Source organism: Escherichia sp. TW09308 (assembly GCF_000208565.1).
Classification (GTDB): domain Bacteria; phylum Pseudomonadota; class Gammaproteobacteria; order Enterobacterales; family Enterobacteriaceae; genus Escherichia; species Escherichia marmotae.
This window is the reverse complement of record NZ_AEME01000001.1, coordinates 2,544,964-2,561,612: the sequence shown is the minus strand read 5'-3', so window position 1 is coordinate 2,561,612 and position 16,649 is coordinate 2,544,964. Positions and strand designations below refer to the sequence as shown.

At 51.7% G+C, this 16,649-nt stretch carries 14 protein-coding genes and 1 pseudogene; 10 read left to right on the top strand and 5 right to left on the bottom strand.

What is annotated here, in order from left to right; translation table 11 throughout:
- The first annotated feature begins 20 nt into the window (after nt 1-20).
- From ESM_RS0112225 to hypF, 4 genes are all read left to right on the top strand, one after another.
- The gene (locus ESM_RS0112225) at nt 21-776 is read left to right on the top strand and encodes a hypothetical protein (RefSeq protein WP_001516942.1); all 756 of its coding nucleotides are present in this window, start codon (nt 21-23) and stop codon (nt 774-776) included.
- 45 nt (nt 777-821) lie between these two features.
- A complete protein-coding gene (locus ESM_RS1000000126760) occupies nt 822-1,130 on the top strand; it encodes a hypothetical protein (RefSeq protein WP_133115474.1) in 309 nt (102 codons plus the stop codon).
- Complete coding sequence (gene hydN, locus ESM_RS0112220) at nt 1,108-1,635, top strand: electron transport protein HydN (protein ID WP_001078778.1); 528 nt, start codon at nt 1,108-1,110, stop codon at nt 1,633-1,635. The genes ESM_RS1000000126760 and hydN overlap by 23 nt, the downstream gene beginning before the upstream one ends.
- A gap of 151 nt (nt 1,636-1,786) precedes the next feature.
- Nucleotides 1,787-4,039: a carbamoyltransferase HypF gene (gene hypF / locus ESM_RS0112215; RefSeq protein ID WP_001107691.1), complete on the top strand. Its 2,253-nt coding sequence runs from the start codon at nt 1,787-1,789 to the stop codon at nt 4,037-4,039.
- A 124-nt stretch (nt 4,040-4,163) separates the two neighbouring features.
- Here hypF and grcA read toward each other — a convergent pair whose 3' ends face one another.
- Nucleotides 4,164-4,547 carry an autonomous glycyl radical cofactor GrcA gene (grcA, locus tag ESM_RS0112210; protein ID WP_000627804.1) on the bottom strand — a complete coding sequence of 128 codons (384 nt, stop codon included), beginning with the start codon at nt 4,545-4,547 and terminating at the stop codon, nt 4,164-4,166.
- 303 nt (nt 4,548-4,850) lie between these two features.
- On the opposite strand from grcA, the gene ung reads away from it, so the two are divergent.
- Nucleotides 4,851-5,540 (top strand): uracil-DNA glycosylase, encoded by a 690-nt coding sequence (ung, locus tag ESM_RS0112205; RefSeq protein WP_001262704.1) that lies wholly within the window; start codon nt 4,851-4,853, stop codon nt 5,538-5,540.
- Nucleotides 5,541-5,587: 47 nt separating this feature from the next.
- Here ung and ESM_RS0112200 read toward each other — a convergent pair whose 3' ends face one another.
- Nucleotides 5,588-6,625 carry a tRNA/rRNA methyltransferase gene (locus ESM_RS0112200; RefSeq protein ID WP_000997429.1) on the bottom strand — a complete coding sequence of 346 codons (1,038 nt, stop codon included), beginning with the start codon at nt 6,623-6,625 and terminating at the stop codon, nt 5,588-5,590.
- Between the two features lie 206 nt (nt 6,626-6,831).
- On the opposite strand from ESM_RS0112200, the gene trxC reads away from it, so the two are divergent.
- From trxC to ESM_RS0112170, 5 genes are all read left to right on the top strand, one after another.
- Nucleotides 6,832-7,251 (top strand): thioredoxin TrxC, encoded by a 420-nt coding sequence (gene trxC / locus ESM_RS0112190; protein ID WP_001098736.1) that lies wholly within the window; start codon nt 6,832-6,834, stop codon nt 7,249-7,251.
- 68 nt (nt 7,252-7,319) lie between these two features.
- Nucleotides 7,320-8,018: a tRNA-uridine aminocarboxypropyltransferase gene (gene tapT / locus ESM_RS0112185; RefSeq protein WP_001516900.1), complete on the top strand. Its 699-nt coding sequence runs from the start codon at nt 7,320-7,322 to the stop codon at nt 8,016-8,018.
- Between the two features lie 31 nt (nt 8,019-8,049).
- On the top strand, nt 8,050-10,710 hold the full coding sequence (patZ, locus tag ESM_RS0112180) for a peptidyl-lysine N-acetyltransferase PatZ (RefSeq protein WP_000083023.1): 2,661 nt from the start codon (nt 8,050-8,052) through the stop codon (nt 10,708-10,710).
- A 113-nt stretch (nt 10,711-10,823) separates the two neighbouring features.
- Nucleotides 10,824-12,179 carry a CDP-diacylglycerol--serine O-phosphatidyltransferase gene (gene pssA / locus ESM_RS0112175; RefSeq protein ID WP_010378429.1) on the top strand — a complete coding sequence of 452 codons (1,356 nt, stop codon included), beginning with the start codon at nt 10,824-10,826 and terminating at the stop codon, nt 12,177-12,179.
- A 43-nt stretch (nt 12,180-12,222) separates the two neighbouring features.
- Entirely contained in the window at nt 12,223-12,546 is a 324-nt protein-coding gene (locus ESM_RS0112170; protein WP_001516903.1) for a YfiM family lipoprotein, read from the top strand.
- Here ESM_RS0112170 and kgtP read toward each other — a convergent pair.
- From kgtP to malK, 3 genes and pseudogenes are all read right to left on the bottom strand, one after another.
- Nucleotides 12,543-13,824 (bottom strand): annotated as a pseudogene (kgtP, locus tag ESM_RS01000000124790) (alpha-ketoglutarate permease). The gene ESM_RS0112170 and the pseudogene kgtP sit on opposite strands and share 4 nt — an antisense overlap.
- A 132-nt stretch (nt 13,825-13,956) precedes the next feature.
- Nucleotides 13,957-15,297, bottom strand: a complete 1,341-nt coding sequence (gene lamB, locus ESM_RS0112160) for a maltoporin LamB (RefSeq protein ID WP_000973647.1) — start codon at nt 15,295-15,297, stop codon at nt 13,957-13,959.
- Nucleotides 15,298-15,368: 71 nt separating this feature from the next.
- Complete coding sequence (gene malK / locus ESM_RS0112155; RefSeq protein WP_000179158.1) at nt 15,369-16,484, bottom strand: maltose/maltodextrin ABC transporter ATP-binding protein MalK; 1,116 nt, start codon at nt 16,482-16,484, stop codon at nt 15,369-15,371.
- Nucleotides 16,485-16,649: the final 165 nt, after the last annotated feature.

Below are 16,649 nucleotides of genomic sequence, written 5' to 3'. Positions count from 1 at the left end.
AATTGAAAATCAGGACAGGGATGTGCGCTTTTTTATTGGGCTTTGTGCTGCCTGCGCAGGCCACCAGCTTTACCGAATATCTGCCGATGAGTGACAGCGAATACGCGCAAAAGCGTGCGCTGAAATCTCTCCTGACCATGCCTTATTTTACCGATCAAAACTGGCATTTTAGAAAAGTGGGCGTTGCTGGCGTGACGCTTGAGAAGATGCCAAATGAAGAGGATTACTGGCAATTAACCGCTAAAGACCGTGCTGGTAAATCCTGGTTTGTGCCTGTGGGTGTGCTGCAAAATATGGCGGGTAATGCGCAATTTTACCGTGCTGACCTCGATCGTAATGGCATTCAGGATTTGGTTATCTGGCGAGGCGTTTCGGGAAACGGGCTGGCGCCTTCCTCGTTTTTGATCCTGATGACCTTTAATCAGCAAGGTCGCCCGTGTGTTTTCCAGGTCGATGGTTTTTACACCGCAAGCAAAACTGGCGTAGATGATTTGCTGGATTTGCAAGGCAATGGTCACACGCAATTGCTGGATATGCAGTTTGATTCTGGTTACTGGATAACCAGTCTGTATCAGGTAAAAGACGCCAAATGGCAGCGCGTTCACGGCTGGTTTGGCAAGTTAAGCTATCCCGCTCTCACGCGTTTTGCTTATACCCCCAACCGTAAACTCATCATCAAACCCATCGCCGGGCGCGACCCGCAAACGGAAGATCTGGCGCTGACGCAGCGTTGTTTGATAAAGGGGGATGTGCTTGATGGGGTGAATCAGCTCTGACAGCAAACGCTAAATTGCCTGATGCGCTACGTTTATCGGGCCTGGATGGTTCGTGCGACGTGTAAGCTGCATCCGGCAGGGTTGCCTAATCTAAATCTTCACCATTACTGGCAATCACTTTTTTATACTGGCGACGATAAAACATTCATCAGAAAATTGATTCACTGCGATTCTCTCATTGCCTTACCGTCATCACATGTCATCGTCACTAGTGTCGATGACAGTGTTTTTGTCGGCCCCAGAAAATTATTTTCCTTATATAACAGCAAATTAAAAACTGGCATGATTTATGAATGTATCGGCGCATTAACTGTCATTGCTGGAGAATTTGATGAACCGTTTCATCATTGCTGACGCGAGTAAATGTATTGGTTGCCGTACCTGTGAAGTAGCGTGCGTGGTTTCTCATCAGGAAAATCAGGATTGCGCTTCGCTGACTCCGGAAACTTTTTTACCGCGTATCCATGTCATTAAAGGTGTGAACATTTCCACTGCTACTGTTTGTCGTCAGTGTGAAGATGCTCCGTGCGCTAATGTCTGCCCGAATGGTGCTATCAGCCGTGATAAAGGGTTTGTTCATGTCATGCAGGAACGCTGCATTGGTTGCAAAACCTGCGTTGTGGCTTGCCCGTACGGCGCGATGGAAGTGGTGGTGCGTCCGGTGATTCGCAACAGCGGCGCGGGGCTGAATGTACGTGCCGATAAAGCCGAAGCCAATAAATGCGATCTGTGTAACCACCGTGAAGACGGCCCTGCGTGTATGGCTGCGTGCCCGACGCATGCGCTGATTTGTGTCGATCGTAATAAACTTGAGCAACTGAGCGCAGAAAAACGCCGCCGCACGGCGATGATGTTCTAAAAATCTTACATAACTATTCTGGCATCAAAGGAATTCCCCGAAATATTCGTAGAATACGGAGCGGGCGATATTGCTGACCTGTGACTACCGGATGCGATGCTGTCGCATCCGGTAGGGTGGGTTATGGATTCATGATGGCGGGAATAACTCAATGGCAAAAAACACATCTTGCGGTGTTCAACTGCGTATTCGTGGCAAAGTGCAGGGCGTTGGTTTTCGTCCGTTTGTCTGGCAACTGGCACAGCAATTAAATCTTCACGGCGATGTCTGTAATGACGGCGATGGCGTGGAAGTCCGGCTGCTGGAAGATCCGCAAACGTTTCTTGTTCAATTGCATCAACACTGCCCGCCGCTGGCGCGTATTGATAGCGTTGATCGTGAGCCGTTTATCTGGTCACAACTGCCCACTGAGTTCACTATCCGCCAGAGCACAGGCGGCACCATGAATACGCAAATTGTTCCGGATGCCGCCACGTGCCCTGCCTGTCTTGCTGAAATGAATACCCTGGGCGAACGGCGTTATCGTTATCCGTTTATCAACTGTACCCACTGCGGCCCGCGTTTCACCATTATTCGCGCGATGCCTTATGACCGCCCATTTACCGTGATGGCAGCGTTTCCGTTATGTCCGGCCTGTGACAAAGAATACCGCGACCCGCTCGATCGTCGCTTCCATGCCCAGCCGGTGGCTTGCCCGGAATGTGGTCCGCATCTTGAATGGGTAAGTAATGATGTACATGCCAAACAAGAGGCTGCTTTACAGGCTGCTATAGCACAGTTAAAAGCGGGAAAAATCGTCGCCATCAAAGGGATTGGCGGATTTCATCTCGCCTGTGATGCACGTAACAGTGACGCGATAGCAACACTACGAGCGCGCAAACATCGCCCGGCGAAACCGCTGGCGGTTATGTTGCCAACGGTAGAAAACCTACCAGAGGCTGTCCGTCAGTTGCTCACCACGCCTGCCGCGCCGATTGTGCTGGTGGATAAAAAATTCGTTCCCGAACTTTGTGACGACATTGCCCCATGCCTTAACGAAGTTGGGGTGATGTTGCCTGCGAATCCACTGCAACATTTGTTGTTGCAGGAACTGCAATGCCCGCTGGTGATGACCTCCGGCAACCTGAGTGGCAAACCTCCGGCTATCAGCAATGAACAGGCGCTGGAGGATTTGCAGGACATTGCCGACGGATTCTTGTTGCATAACCGCGATATTGTGCAGCGGATGGATGACTCGGTAGTGCGCGAAAGTGGCGAAATGTTGCGCCGTTCGCGTGGCTATGTACCGGATGCGCTGGCTTTGCCGCCGGGTTTTAAAAATGTGCCGCCGATGCTGTGTCTTGGCGCAGATCTGAAAAACACCTTCAGCCTGGTGCGCGGTGAACAAGCCGTGTTGAGTCAGCATCTGGGCGATTTAAGCGACGATGGTATCCAGATGCAGTGGCGCGAAGCGTTACGCCTGATGCACAACATCTACGATTTCACCCCGCAATGTGTTGTGCATGACGCGCATCCGGGCTATGTCTCCAGCCAGTGGGCGAGTGAAATGAATCTGCCGACGCAAACGGTGTTGCATCATCATGCTCATGCGGCGGCGTGTCTGGCGGAGCATAACTGGCCGCTGGATGGCGGTGATGTCATTGCTTTGACGCTTGACGGTATCGGTATGGGCGAGAACGGCGCTTTGTGGGGCGGCGAGTGCCTGCGGGTGAACTATCGTGAATGCGAGCGCCTGGGCGGCTTGCCTGCAGTGGCGCTTCCTGGTGGTGATCTTGCCGCAAAGCAGCCGTGGCGTAACCTGCTGGCGCAGTGCCTGCGCTTTGTGCCGGAGTGGCAGAATTATCCTGAAACGGTAAGTGTGCAACAGCAAAACTGGAGCGTGCTGGCGCGGGCCATTGAACGAGGCATTAACGCGCCGCTGGCGTCATCGTGCGGGCGTTTGTTCGATGCCGTGGCGGCGGCGCTGGGCTGTGCGCCAGCCACGTTAAGTTATGAAGGGGAAGCGGCTTGTACGCTGGAGGCGCTGGCGTCTTCATGCCACGGCGTGAAGCATCCGGTGACAATGCCGTTGGTCAATAATCACCTGGATCTCGCCATTTTCTGGCGGCAGTGGCTGAACTGGCAAGCTCCGGTTAATCAACGGGCGTGGGCGTTTCATGATGCGCTGGCGCAGGGGTTTGCCGAGTTGATGCGCGAGCAGGCTACGATGCGCGGTATCACTACGCTGGTATTCAGCGGCGGGGTTATTCATAACCGCCTGCTGCGTGCACGTCTGGCGCATTATCTCGCTGATTTCACATTGCTTTTCCCGCAGAGTTTACCTGCGGGTGATGGTGGATTATCTCTGGGGCAGGGGGTTATTGCTGCGGCTCGCTGGCTGGTGGAAGAAGTCCAGAACGGATAAAACGTGTTGCATTTGAACACCATTGCCGGATGCGGCGTAAACGCCTTATCCGGCCTACACATGTGCTCCCCGTAGGTCGAATAAGACGCGCCAGCGTCGCATCCGATATCTTGCTACTTAAGCCTTACAGGCTTTCAGTAAAGGTACGAGCGATAACGTCGCGCTGCTGTTCCGGAGTCAGAGAGTTGAAGCGAACTGCATAACCGGATACACGGATAGTCAACTGCGGATATTTTTCCGGATGCTTAACAGCATCTTCCAGAGTTTCGCGACGCAGAACGTTTACGTTCAGGTGCTGACCACCTTCCACGCGAACTTCTGGTTTAACTTCTACTGGAACTTCACGGTATTCAATATCACCCAGTTTGCTTACTGCAACCACTTCGTCTTCTGCAAATCCTGCTTTCGCAACGATGCAACGCGCTTCGCCTTTTTCGCTGTCCAGCAGCCAGAAAGAGTTCAGCAGATCGTCATTAGCGGCTTTAGTAATCTGGATACCTGTAATCATGTGATGCCTCCCCGGCAAAATTATTTGATTTGTCAGCCTGTCGCGGCCAATTGGTAAAACCATTGTTGCTTGAGTGTATATATACTCCTCAAACACCCTTGATTCTTTGATTTAAATCAATAAAAAACACACACTAAGCGTGGTCGCAAATAGATTTTATTGTTTTACATCAACTTATGCGGGTGCGAAATTTTACCAATTTACATTTTTTTGCACTCGATTATGTCTAAAAAATGAGCTTGATTTTGTTCTGTAGAAAGAAGCAGTTAAGCTAGGTGGATTGAAGATCCGCAGGAGAGCGAGATGGCTAACGAATTAACCTGGCATGACGTGCTGGCTGAAGAGAAGCAGCAACCCTATTTTCTTAATACCCTTCAGACCGTCGCCAGTGAGCGGCAGTCTGGCATCACTATCTATCCGCCACAAAAAGATGTCTTTAATGCCTTCCGTTTTACTGAGTTGAGCGATGTCAAAGTTGTGATTCTCGGCCAGGATCCTTACCACGGACCTGGACAGGCACATGGTCTGGCATTTTCTGTTCGTCCCGGTATTGCGACACCGCCGTCACTGCTGAATATGTATAAAGAGCTGGAAAATACCATCCCAGGCTTTACCCGCCCGACGCATGGTTACCTGGAAAGCTGGGCGCGCCAGGGCGTGCTGCTGCTCAATACCGTATTGACTGTACGTGCAGGTCAGGCGCATTCCCACGCCAGCCTCGGCTGGGAGACGTTCACCGATAAAGTCATCAGCCTGATTAATCAGCATCGCGAAGGCGTGGTGTTTTTACTGTGGGGGTCGCATGCGCAAAAGAAAGGGGCAATTATAGATAAGCAACGCCATCACGTACTGAAAGCACCGCATCCGTCGCCGTTATCGGCCCATCGTGGATTCTTTGGCTGTAACCATTTTGTACTGGCAAATCAGTGGCTGGAACAACGTGGCGAGAAGCCGATTAACTGGATACCTGTATTACCGGCAGAGAGCGAGTAAATTTGCGGGAAAATGCCGGATGGCAGAACTGCCATCCGGCTGATTTATCAGGCTTTATTCTGACGCCACCATTCACCAAGCAGAACACCCGTTGCGACAGAGATATTCAGACCAGCAACATTGCCAGTACCGTCAATCTTCACTCGCAGATCGTTTGGATCACGCGCAGCATCTGGTAACCCTTCATATTCCTGCCCCAAAACCAACACCATTTTCGCTGGCAAACTGGTTTTGAACAGTGGTTGGCCCTGTTCGCTGGAAGTGGTCACCACGGTGTAACCCGCCTGACGGAAATCATCCAGCACATTGACAATGTTGTCGCCAGTAATCGGTTGCACATGCTCTGCGCCACCTTCTGCGGTACGGATAGCCGCACCCGATTCCAGCAACGCCGCATCCTGCACAACAACACCTTTCACGCCGAAGTGCGCACAGCTACGCATCATCCCGCCCAGATTATGTGGGTTAGATTCATTTTCCAACGCCAGTACGCAATCCTGTGCACCTGCCTGGCTTACCCACTGCTGCACGGTTGTGCCGTTGCGCTTTTTGATCAGGAAGCAAACGCCGCCGTGATGTTCCGTGCCTGACGCTTTTGCCAGCTCGGCTTCATCTACCACGTGGTACGCTTTGCGGTTTGCCGCCATCCAGCGCAATGCTTCTTTAAAACGCGGCGTTACACTCTGGATAAACCAGGCGCGAACAATCGCTTCCGGACGGCTCTGGAACAGTGCCTGACATGCGTTTTCGCCGTAGACGCGGGTTTCTTCCGCACGCTGACGACGCAACACTTCCGGATCAATAAAACTTTTACCACTGATGCCACCGTGATCGGCCTTTTCCGGTGCCTCATCACCCGGCGCGCGGGAAACAGTTCGCCACGGCGACTCTTCCCACTTGCGGTCACGGGGCTGACTCTGTTTGTCATCGCGGGCGGGGCGACGGCCACCGTCGGCACGAGATTTTCCTGGACGCCCGCCCCCTTTCCCGGTTCGCGGGTTGTGGGTTCGTTTATCAGAATCATCATCACTGCGGACATACATCACTTTGACCTTGCCGCTTTTGCTTTTCATTTCATCGTTCATGCTTTTCTCCACCAGCGCTGCGCGAAGCGCGCAGATTACCCGAAGTGCGCGCGGTTCGCCATGATTTCGTTCCAAAGCCTGCGACTATCATACCCATTGAATAAAACAGATTGTTGTCTGGAACAATGCCCTCGATAATATGTAACATATTAGAAACATACCGGCGTCGTTGCCGATAAGTCTCCTTACTCATCCCGAGGTTAGTTATGAATACCGTTTGTACCCATTGTCAGGCCATCAACCGCATTCCCGACGAACGGATTGACGATGCGGCAAAATGCGGACGCTGCGGTCACGACCTGTTTGACGGAGAGGTGATTAATGCGACCGGTGAAACACTCGACAAATTGCTGAAAGACGATCTGCCTGTGGTGATCGACTTCTGGGCACCGTGGTGCGGCCCTTGCCGTAACTTCGCACCGATTTTTGAAGATGTTGCACAAGAGCGTAGCGGTAAAGTGCGTTTTGTAAAAGTGAATACCGAAGCTGAACGTGAATTAAGCAGTCGCTTTGGTATTCGCAGTATTCCGACGATCATGATTTTCAAAAATGGTCAGGTTGTCGACATGCTTAACGGCGCAGTGCCGAAAGCACCGTTTGATAGCTGGCTGAACGAATCTCTTTAATCTTATCGGGGCGCATCTTGTGCCCCGTTTTCTCCTCTGCGACAATGGCATTTTTTCGACGCTCTCTTATGACCGAAAACGCTGTTCTCCAGTTACGCGCCGAGCGTATTGCGCGCGCAACACGTCCTTTTCTTGCCCGTGGTAATCGCGTTCGTCGTTGCCAACGCTGCCTTTTGCCAGAGAAATTATGCCTCTGTTCAACCATCACCCCAACGGAAGCAAAAAGCCGCTTTTGTTTGCTGATGTTTGACACCGAGCCAATGAAACCCAGCAATACTGGACGTTTGATTGCCGATATCTTGCCAGATACCGTCGCGTTTCAATGGTCACGTACCGAACCATCGCAAGAACTGCTGGATCTGGTGCAAAACCCGTATTATCAGCCAATGGTGGTTTTTCCTGCCTCATATGCGGATGAGCAACGAGAAGTGATCTTTACGCCTCCTCCTGGTAAGCCACCGCTATTTATCATGCTCGATGGCACCTGGCCGGAAGCGCGGAAGATGTTTCGTAAAAGTCCGTATCTGGATAATCTTCCCGTCATTTCCGTCGATCTTTCGCGTTTGTCTGCCTATCGCCTGCGTGAAGCTCAGAGTGAAGGCCAATATTGCACCGCTGAGGTAGCCATCGCACTTTTAGATATGGCGGGTGACACCAAAGCCGCAACGGGCTTAGGCGAGCATTTCACTCGCTTTAAAACGCGCTATCTGGCAGGAAAAACGCAACATCTGGGTAGTATCACAGCAGAACAGTTAGAAATCGTTTAAAATCATTCGGTCACTTCTGCGGGAGACCGGTATGAGTCAGCGAGGACTGGAAGCACTACTGCGACCAAAATCGATTGCGGTAATTGGCGCGTCGATGAAACCCAATCGCGCAGGTTACCTGATGATGCGTAACCTGCTGGCTGGAGGCTTTAACGGACCGGTGCTGCCGGTGACGCCAGCCTGGAAGGCGGTACAGGGCGTGCTGGCATGGCCAGACATCGCCAGTTTGCCTTTTACTCCTGACCTCGCAGTGCTATGTACTAATGCCAGCCGCAATCTTGCTCTTCTGGAAGAGCTTGGAGAGAAAGGCTGTAAAACCTGCATTATTCTTTCTTCACCGACATCACAACACGAAGACCTACGCGCCTGCGCTCTGCGCCATAACATGCGCCTGCTTGGACCAAACAGTCTGGGATTACTCGCTCCCTGGCAAGGGCTGAATGCCAGCTTTTCGCCAGTGCCAATTAAGCGCGGCAAGCTGGCGTTTATTTCACAATCGGCTGCTGTCTCCAACACCATCCTCGACTGGGCGCAACAGCGTGAAATGGGGTTTTCATACTTTATTGCGCTCGGTGACAGCCTGGATATCGACGTTGATGAATTGCTCGACTACCTGGCACGCGACAGCAAAACCAGCGCCATCTTGCTCTATCTCGAACAATTAAGCGACGCACGACGCTTTGTGTCGGCTGCCCGTAGTGCCTCGCGAAATAAGCCGATTCTGGTGATTAAAAGCGGACGTAGTCCGGCGGCGCAAAGATTGCTGAACACCACAGCGGGTATGGATCCGGCGTGGGATGCAGCTATTCAGCGTGCCGGTTTGTTGCGAGTGCAGGACACCCACGAACTGTTTTCGGCGGTGGAAACCCTTAGCCACATGCGTCCGTTGCGTGGCGACCGGCTGATGATTATCAGCAACGGTGCTGCTCCTGCCGCACTGGCGCTGGATGCCTTATGGTCGCGCAATGGTAAACTGGCAACGTTAAGTGAAGAGGCCTGCCAGAAACTACGCGATGCCCTGCCAGAACATGTAGCAATCTCTAACCCGCTTGATCTACGCGATGACGCCAGCAGCGAGCACTATGTCAAAACGCTGGATATTCTGCTCCACAGCCAGGATTTTGATGCGCTGATGGTTATCCATTCCCCCAGCGCCGCTGCGCCTGCCACAGAAAGCGCACAGGCATTAATTGAAGCAGTAAAACATCATCCTCGCAGCAAGTATGTCTCTCTGCTGACTAACTGGTGCGGCGAACACTCCTCGCAAGAGGCGCGACGTTTATTCAGTGAAGCCGGGCTTCCGACCTATCGCACACCGGAAGGAACTATCACCGCTTTTATGCATATGGTTGAGTACCGTCGAAACCAGAAGCAGTTACGCGAAACACCGGCGTTACCCAGCAATCTGACCTCCAATACCGCAGAAGCGCATATTCTGCTACAGCAGGCCATTGCCGAAGGAGCGACATCGCTCGATACCCATGAGGTTCAGCCAATCCTGCAAGCATATGGCATGAACACGCTTCCCACCTGGATTGCCACTGACAGCACCGAAGCTGTGCATATTGCAGAACAGATTGGTTATCCGGTGGCGCTGAAATTGCGCTCGCCGGATATTCCGCATAAATCGGAAGTTCAGGGCGTGATGCTCTATTTACGTACGGCTAATGAAGTCCAGCAAGCCGCGAACGCTATTTTCGATCGGGTAAAAATGGCCTGGCCGCAGGCACGGATCCACGGCCTGTTGGTGCAAAGTATGGCTAATCGTGCTGGCGCTCAGGAGCTGCGTGTAGTCGTGGAACACGATCCGGTTTTCGGGCCGTTGATCATGCTTGGTGAGGGCGGTGTGGAGTGGCGTCCTGAAGATCAAGCTGTCGTGGCGCTGCCACCGCTGAACATGAATCTGGCTCGCTATCTGGTCATTCAGGGAATCAAAAGTAAAAAAATTCGTGCACGCAGCGCACTGCGTCCACTCGACATCGCGGGCTTAAGCCAGTTACTGGTGCAGGTTTCCAACCTGATTGTCGATTGCCCAGAAATTCAGCGGCTGGATATTCACCCTTTACTGGCTTCCGGCAGTGAATTTACCGCGCTGGATGTCACGGTGGATATTGCACCGTTCGAAGGCAATAACGAAAGTCGCCTTGCTGTGCGCCCGTACCCACATCAGTTAGAAGAGTGGGTAGAATTAAAAAACGGCGAACGTTGCTTGTTCCGCCCGATCTTGCCGGAAGATGAGCCACAACTTCAGCAATTCATTTCGCGAGTCACCAAAGAAGATCTTTATTACCGTTACTTTAGCGAGATCAACGAATTCACCCATGAAGATTTAGCTAACATGACGCAGATCGACTACGATCGGGAAATGGCGTTTGTGGCTGTACGGCGTATTGATCAAAAAGAAGAGATCCTTGGCGTCACTCGGGCGATCTCCGATCCTGATAACATTGATGCCGAATTTGCCGTACTGGTGCGCTCGGATCTCAAAGGGTTAGGCTTAGGTCGACGCTTAATGGAAAAGTTGATTACCTATACGCGAGATCACGGACTGCAACGTCTGAATGGTATTACGATGCCAAACAATCGTGGCATGGTGGCGCTGGCCCGCAAGCTCGGGTTTAACGTCGATATCCAGCTCGAAGAGGGGATCGTTGGGCTGACGCTAAATCTTGCCCAGCGCGAGGAATCATGAGTAAGGTACTGGAAATGTTGACCACTTAATCGGGACTGGTGTTATCATTGCCCGCTTATGTCGTCTGCATTGCACAGAGGACCCTTCAATGAACAGAGAAGAAATGCACTGTGATGTTGTCAAAATTTAAGCGTAATAAACATCAACAACACCTTGCCCAACTACCCAAGATTTCTCAATCAGTTGATGATGTCGATTTTTTTTACGCTCCCGCCGACTTCCGGGAGACACTGCTGGAAAAAATAGCCAGCGCGAAGCAGCGCATTTGCATTGTCGCCCTGTATCTTGAGCAGGATGACGGTGGCAAAGGCATTCTGAACGCGTTGTATGAGGCTAAACGGCAGCGTCCGGAACTGGATGTGCGGGTGCTGGTCGACTGGCATCGTGCACAACGTGGGCGCATTGGCGCTGCGGCATCTAATACCAATGCTGACTGGTACTGCCGCATGGCGCAGGAAAACCCGGGCGTAGATGTTCCGGTTTATGGCGTTCCGATCAATACCCGTGAAGCCCTGGGCGTTCTGCACTTTAAAGGCTTTATCATCGACGATAGCGTACTTTATAGCGGTGCCAGCCTGAACGATGTTTACCTGCATCAGCATGATAAATACCGCTACGACCGCTATCATCTGATCCGTAACCGTAAAATGTCAGACATTATGTTTGAATGGGTTACACAGAATATTATGAATGGTCGCGGTGTTAACCGTCTGGATGATATTCACCGTCCGAAAAGCCCGGAAATCAAAAACGATATCCGCCTGTTCCGCCAGGAGTTGCGTGATGCTGCTTATCATTTCCAGGGCGATGCCGATAACGATCAACTCTCCGTAACGCCATTAGTGGGTCTGGGAAAATCGAGTCTGTTGAACAAGACTATTTTCCATCTTATGCCGTGTGCCGAGCAAAAACTGACCATCTGCACACCATACTTCAACCTACCGGCCATCCTCGTGCGCAATATCATCCAATTGCTGCGCGAAGGGAAAAAAGTCGAAATTATTGTCGGTGATAAAACCGCAAATGACTTCTACATTCCGGAAGATGAACCTTTCAAGATTATCGGCGCACTGCCGTATCTCTACGAGATTAATCTGCGTCGTTTCCTGAGCCGTTTGCAGTATTACGTCAATACTGACCAGTTAGTGGTCCGGTTATGGAAAGATGACGACAATACCTATCACCTGAAAGGGATGTGGGTTGATGATAAGTGGATGCTGATCACCGGTAATAACCTGAACCCTCGCGCCTGGCGTCTGGATCTGGAAAACGCCATTTTGATCCACGATCCGCAACTGGAGCTTGCGCCGCAGCGTGAGAAAGAGTTGGATCTGATCCGCGAGCATACCACTATCGTTAAGCACTACCGCGATCTGCAAAGTATTGCCGATTATCCGGTGAAGGTTCGCAAGCTTATCCGTCGCTTGCGTCGTATCCGTATCGACCGATTAATTAGCCGTATCCTGTAATCTGAACCCCGTCCTGTACGGGGTTTGTTTTTTGGAGGCCACGTTGCGTATTCTTTTTGCCTGTTCGCTATTGTTGCTTTCTGGTTGCAGCCATAGGGCTAACGATGGCTGGAGCGGACAGGATAAAGCGCAACACTTTATCGCCTCGGCAATGCTTTCAGCGGCAGGAAATGAATATGCACAGCATCGGGAGATGAGCCGCGACCGCAGCGCCATGTTCGGGTTGATGTTCTCTGTAAGTCTGGGCGTGTCAAAAGAGCTGTGGGATAGCCGCCCCGAAGGGAGCGGCTGGAGCTGGAAAGATTTTGCCTGGGACGTAGCCGGTGCCACCACCGGTTATACGGTCTGGCAAATGGCTCATCACTAAAGACGCATCCCCTTCCCTTTATGATGTAGCATCAAAGAAACCAGAAACGCGACTACGGCCATCAATGTCACATACCAGAAGAATGCCGTTTCCATTCCTATCGATTTTAGCGACAACGCCACATACTCCGCTGAGCCACCAAATATGGCATTCGCGACCGCATATGACAGACCAACACCTAATGCGCGAACCTGTGCCGGGAACATTTCCGCCTTCAGGATCCCACTAATTGAAGTGTAAAAACTCACAATCAGCAGGGCACACATCACCAAACCAAAAGCCGCATAAGGTGAGGAGACGTTCTGCAATGCCGAAAGAATGGGGACGGTAAAAATAGCGGCCAGAGAGCCGAAACATAACATTGAAGTCCGACGGCCAATCTTATCCGACAATGCTCCAATTATCGGCTGGATGAGCATAAATACAAACAGCGCCGCCGTCATAATACCGCTTGCTACGTTGGCGTGCATACCCGCAGTATTCACCAGATACTTCTGCATATAGGTGGTGAAGGTATAGAAACAAAGAGAACCCGCAGCCGTAAAGCCGAGAACCATGATGAATGCACGGCGATTGCGCCATAATCCCTTCATTGAACCCGCTTCTTTTAGAGCTCGCGTTTCTTGTTGCGAAGTTTCATCCAACTGACGACGTAGCCATAACGCCACAACGGCTAACACCGCGCCTAATGCAAAGGGAATACGCCACCCCCACTCTCTAAGCGCGATATCTTCCATTGTATGCTGTAAAACCACCACAACCAACAATGCCAGAAGTTGCCCGCCTATCAACGTGACATACTGAAATGAAGCGTAAAACCCTTTGCGTCCTTCTACTGCAACTTCACTCATATAGGTGGCGCTGGTGCCATATTCTCCACCTACAGATAATCCCTGGAATAAACGCGCGAGAAGTAACAACGCCGGAGCCCAGGTGCCAATTGTTTCATAGCCTGGCAAGCAGGCTATGACCAGTGATCCAAAACACATCATACATACCGATAGCAGCATCGATTTCTTGCGGCCATGTTTGTCAGCAATACGACCAAATAACCAGCCGCCTATTGGACGCATCAGAAATCCTGCGGCAAAAATACCGGCAGTTTGTAGTAGTTGAGTGGTTGTGTTATCTGAAGGGAAGAAGATGTGGGCGAAATAGAGGGAACAAAATGAGTCACTCAACCAGGTTACCTGATGAGGCCCCTACAATTGCCCAAATGCGGCGACGAGTATCACTACTTGTCAGTTTGCCGTCTGCCGTTACAGTGTTTTCTGCCATGCCATTATTTCTCCTGCCTTTATCCGGCCTACATTCGGCAGCGGTTGTAGGCCTGATAAGACGCGACAGCGTCGCATCAGGCGTTGGTTGCCGGATACGGCGTAAACGCCTTATCCGGCCCAGGTTTTGCTATTACCACCAGATTTCCATCTGGGCACCGAAGGTCCACTCATCGCTATCGCCACGACCGAAACTACCGCCTTCGAAGTTCGCCGGAACAGCTTTGCCGTAGTTCGGGTTAGAAGAGGAACTACCGTTGTAGTCATAACCCCATTTCTCATCCCACTTGGCGTAGGTTGCGAAGACACGAATAGCCGGGCGTGACCAGATGCTGTCGCCAGCCTGCCATTGTTGTGCGAGGGTGATTTTATACTGGTTATTCTTGTCGCCAGTGCGCTGGGATTCGACGTTGTCGTAGCCCACTTCCAACAAGGTACTCATGATAGGCGTCCACTTGTACATCGGGCGAATACCGACGGTCCACCATTTGGTGCCGTTGTCGTTATCCCAGTTGATGTCCTGATACATACCCACGTACATCATGTCCCAATTGTCACCCATAGAAATCGCACCGTGATCCAGGATACGCAGCAGGTGACCGTTGTTGTTGATGTTGTAAGCAAAGTGTTCGTTATCAAATGCGACGCCAGACCCTTGCGACAGCCCTTTGCCCTGTGAGGTCATAGAGTCTGTTGCGTACTGAACAACAAACTTGTTAAAGCCTTTCAGGATGCTCTGGGTATGCTCGGCAGTGAACATCCAGCCATCTTTCGATGCGCCATCAACCAGACGATAGTTATCACGCAGGTTGGCACGACCGTAGTCGACACCCAGCTCTAAGGTTCCGCCCGGGTTAATTTCCATCTGCGCTAAACGCACGTCAAAGACGTCGTTCGCAGTTTCGTTGGTATAGTCATAAATATTGTTGCTGGCGAAAGAGGAAGAACCGCCCGCTTCAGAAGAACGCGTTGCTGCCAGAGAGAGTTTACCGAAACCAACGTCGATGTTTTCCAGACCGGCACCAGGACCAGAAATATCCCAGTAGTAGAAGTCGATCATATGAACGTCATGACGCTGATAGAAACGCTTACCAGCCCAGATGGTGGCACCTGGCAGCCATTCAATCAGGTTTTTCCCCTGCACATTCGCTTCACGGAAAGCCGGATCGGTGGCCTCCCAGTCATTCTGTTGTGCTACGGAATAGGCCACGTTAGTGTCGAAATAGAAGCTCTTATCGCCCTCTTTCCACACTTCCTGACCCAATTTTAATTCAGCATAAGTTTCACATTCGTTGCCAAGACGGTATTTACTTTGAGCGCCAGTGGTCTGGAAACACTGTTGTTCACCGCCGCTCCCTGTCCAGCCGATACCGGAACGAGCGTAACCGTGGAAATCCACAGCCATTGCCTGAGCAGACATTACGCCCGCTGCGACGGCAACCGCCAGAGGAAGTTTGCGCAGAGTAATCATCATTCTATCTCCTGAGTCATTGCTTTTCTTTTTTCACATCACCTGTCACAGGCTCTGTGTCTTTTGTAGGATGCTTAAACGCCCGGTTCCTGATGCAGTCGACGACATGCAGTGCCATCCTCACGGAACAGATGGCAACGCTCTGGCGGCAGGCCGATAGCGAATGTGGCACCTTCTTCTACCAACACCACGTCAGACTGGCGGTACACCAGGTTTTGACGAATAGAAGGGATCTGGATATGAATTTGCGTTTCGTTGCCAAGCTGTTCGACCACCTGAACCTCACCCTCAAGGATGACGTCAGCGATATCGCTTGGCAGTAAATGTTCCGGGCGAATGCCCAGCGACATGTTGGCACCGACCTGAACATCGCGGCTTTCAACCGGAAGCCAGACTTGCTGGAGGTTTGGCATCGGCAGCTCAACCTGGACCTGATCGATTGCGGTAGCGGTTACTTTCACCGGCAGGAAGTTCATCTTCGGTGAACCAATAAAACCGGCGACAAAGCGGTCTGCCGGATAGTGATACAGTTCAAGAGGCTTCCCGACTTGCGCCACGCGACCGGCATCCAGCACCACGATTTTGTCGGCCAGCGTCATCGCTTCGACCTGATCGTGAGTGACGTAAATCATTGTGCGACCCAACCGTTTATGCAGACGGGAAATTTCGATACGCATCTGTACGCGCAGCGCTGCATCGAGGTTGGAAAGTGGTTCATCGAGTAAAAACACGCTTGGCTCGGCCACCAACGTACGACCAATCGCCACACGTTGACGCTGGCCACCGGAGAGCGCCTTCGGTTTGCGATCCAGCAAGTGCGCCAGTTGCAGCACTTCCGCTACCTGGTTAACACGCTGGTTGATGACCTCTTTCTTTGCGCCTGCTAATTTCAGGCCAAACGACATATTTTCTGCCACAGACAGATGGGGATAGAGCGCATAGGACTGGAACACCATGCCGACGCCGCGTTCTGCTGGCGGGGTGTCGTTCATTCGTTTTTCATCGATGAACAGGTCGCCGCTGGTGATCGTCTCAAGACCGGCAATCATGCGCAGTAAAGTGGATTTACCGCAGCCAGATGGTCCGACAAACACCACGAACTCACCTTCGTGGATGTCGAGATTGATATCTTTCGATACCACCACATCCCCCCAGGCCTTCGTTACATTTTGTAGCTGTACGCTCGCCATGCCCTTCTCCCTTCGTTACAACCTGTCATCGACAGCAACATTCATGATGCAGTGACTATGCGTCATCGGAAGATGGCTTAAATCCTCCACCCCCTGGCTTTTTTATGGGGGAGGAGGCGGGAGGATGAGAAGATGGTGTCTGCATACTAATCCGAGGAGAAGTAA

Coding starts and splice junctions, on each gene's coding strand:
- ESM_RS0112225 (WP_001516942.1), top strand. CDS start 21: ATGTGCGCTTTTTTATTGGGCTTTGTGCTGCCTGCGCAGGCCACCAGC.
- ESM_RS1000000126760 (WP_133115474.1), top strand. CDS start 822: ATGGTTCGTGCGACGTGTAAGCTGCATCCGGCAGGGTTGCCTAATCTA.
- hydN (WP_001078778.1), top strand. CDS start 1,108: ATGAACCGTTTCATCATTGCTGACGCGAGTAAATGTATTGGTTGCCGT.
- hypF (WP_001107691.1), top strand. CDS start 1,787: ATGGCAAAAAACACATCTTGCGGTGTTCAACTGCGTATTCGTGGCAAA.
- grcA (WP_000627804.1), bottom strand. CDS start 4,547: ATGATTACAGGTATCCAGATTACTAAAGCCGCTAATGACGATCTGCTG.
- ung (WP_001262704.1), top strand. CDS start 4,851: ATGGCTAACGAATTAACCTGGCATGACGTGCTGGCTGAAGAGAAGCAG.
- ESM_RS0112200 (WP_000997429.1), bottom strand. CDS start 6,625: ATGAACGATGAAATGAAAAGCAAAAGCGGCAAGGTCAAAGTGATGTAT.
- trxC (WP_001098736.1), top strand. CDS start 6,832: ATGAATACCGTTTGTACCCATTGTCAGGCCATCAACCGCATTCCCGAC.
- tapT (WP_001516900.1), top strand. CDS start 7,320: ATGACCGAAAACGCTGTTCTCCAGTTACGCGCCGAGCGTATTGCGCGC.
- patZ (WP_000083023.1), top strand. CDS start 8,050: ATGAGTCAGCGAGGACTGGAAGCACTACTGCGACCAAAATCGATTGCG.
- pssA (WP_010378429.1), top strand. CDS start 10,824: ATGTTGTCAAAATTTAAGCGTAATAAACATCAACAACACCTTGCCCAA.
- lamB (WP_000973647.1), bottom strand. CDS start 15,297: ATGATGATTACTCTGCGCAAACTTCCTCTGGCGGTTGCCGTCGCAGCG.
- malK (WP_000179158.1), bottom strand. CDS start 16,484: ATGGCGAGCGTACAGCTACAAAATGTAACGAAGGCCTGGGGGGATGTG.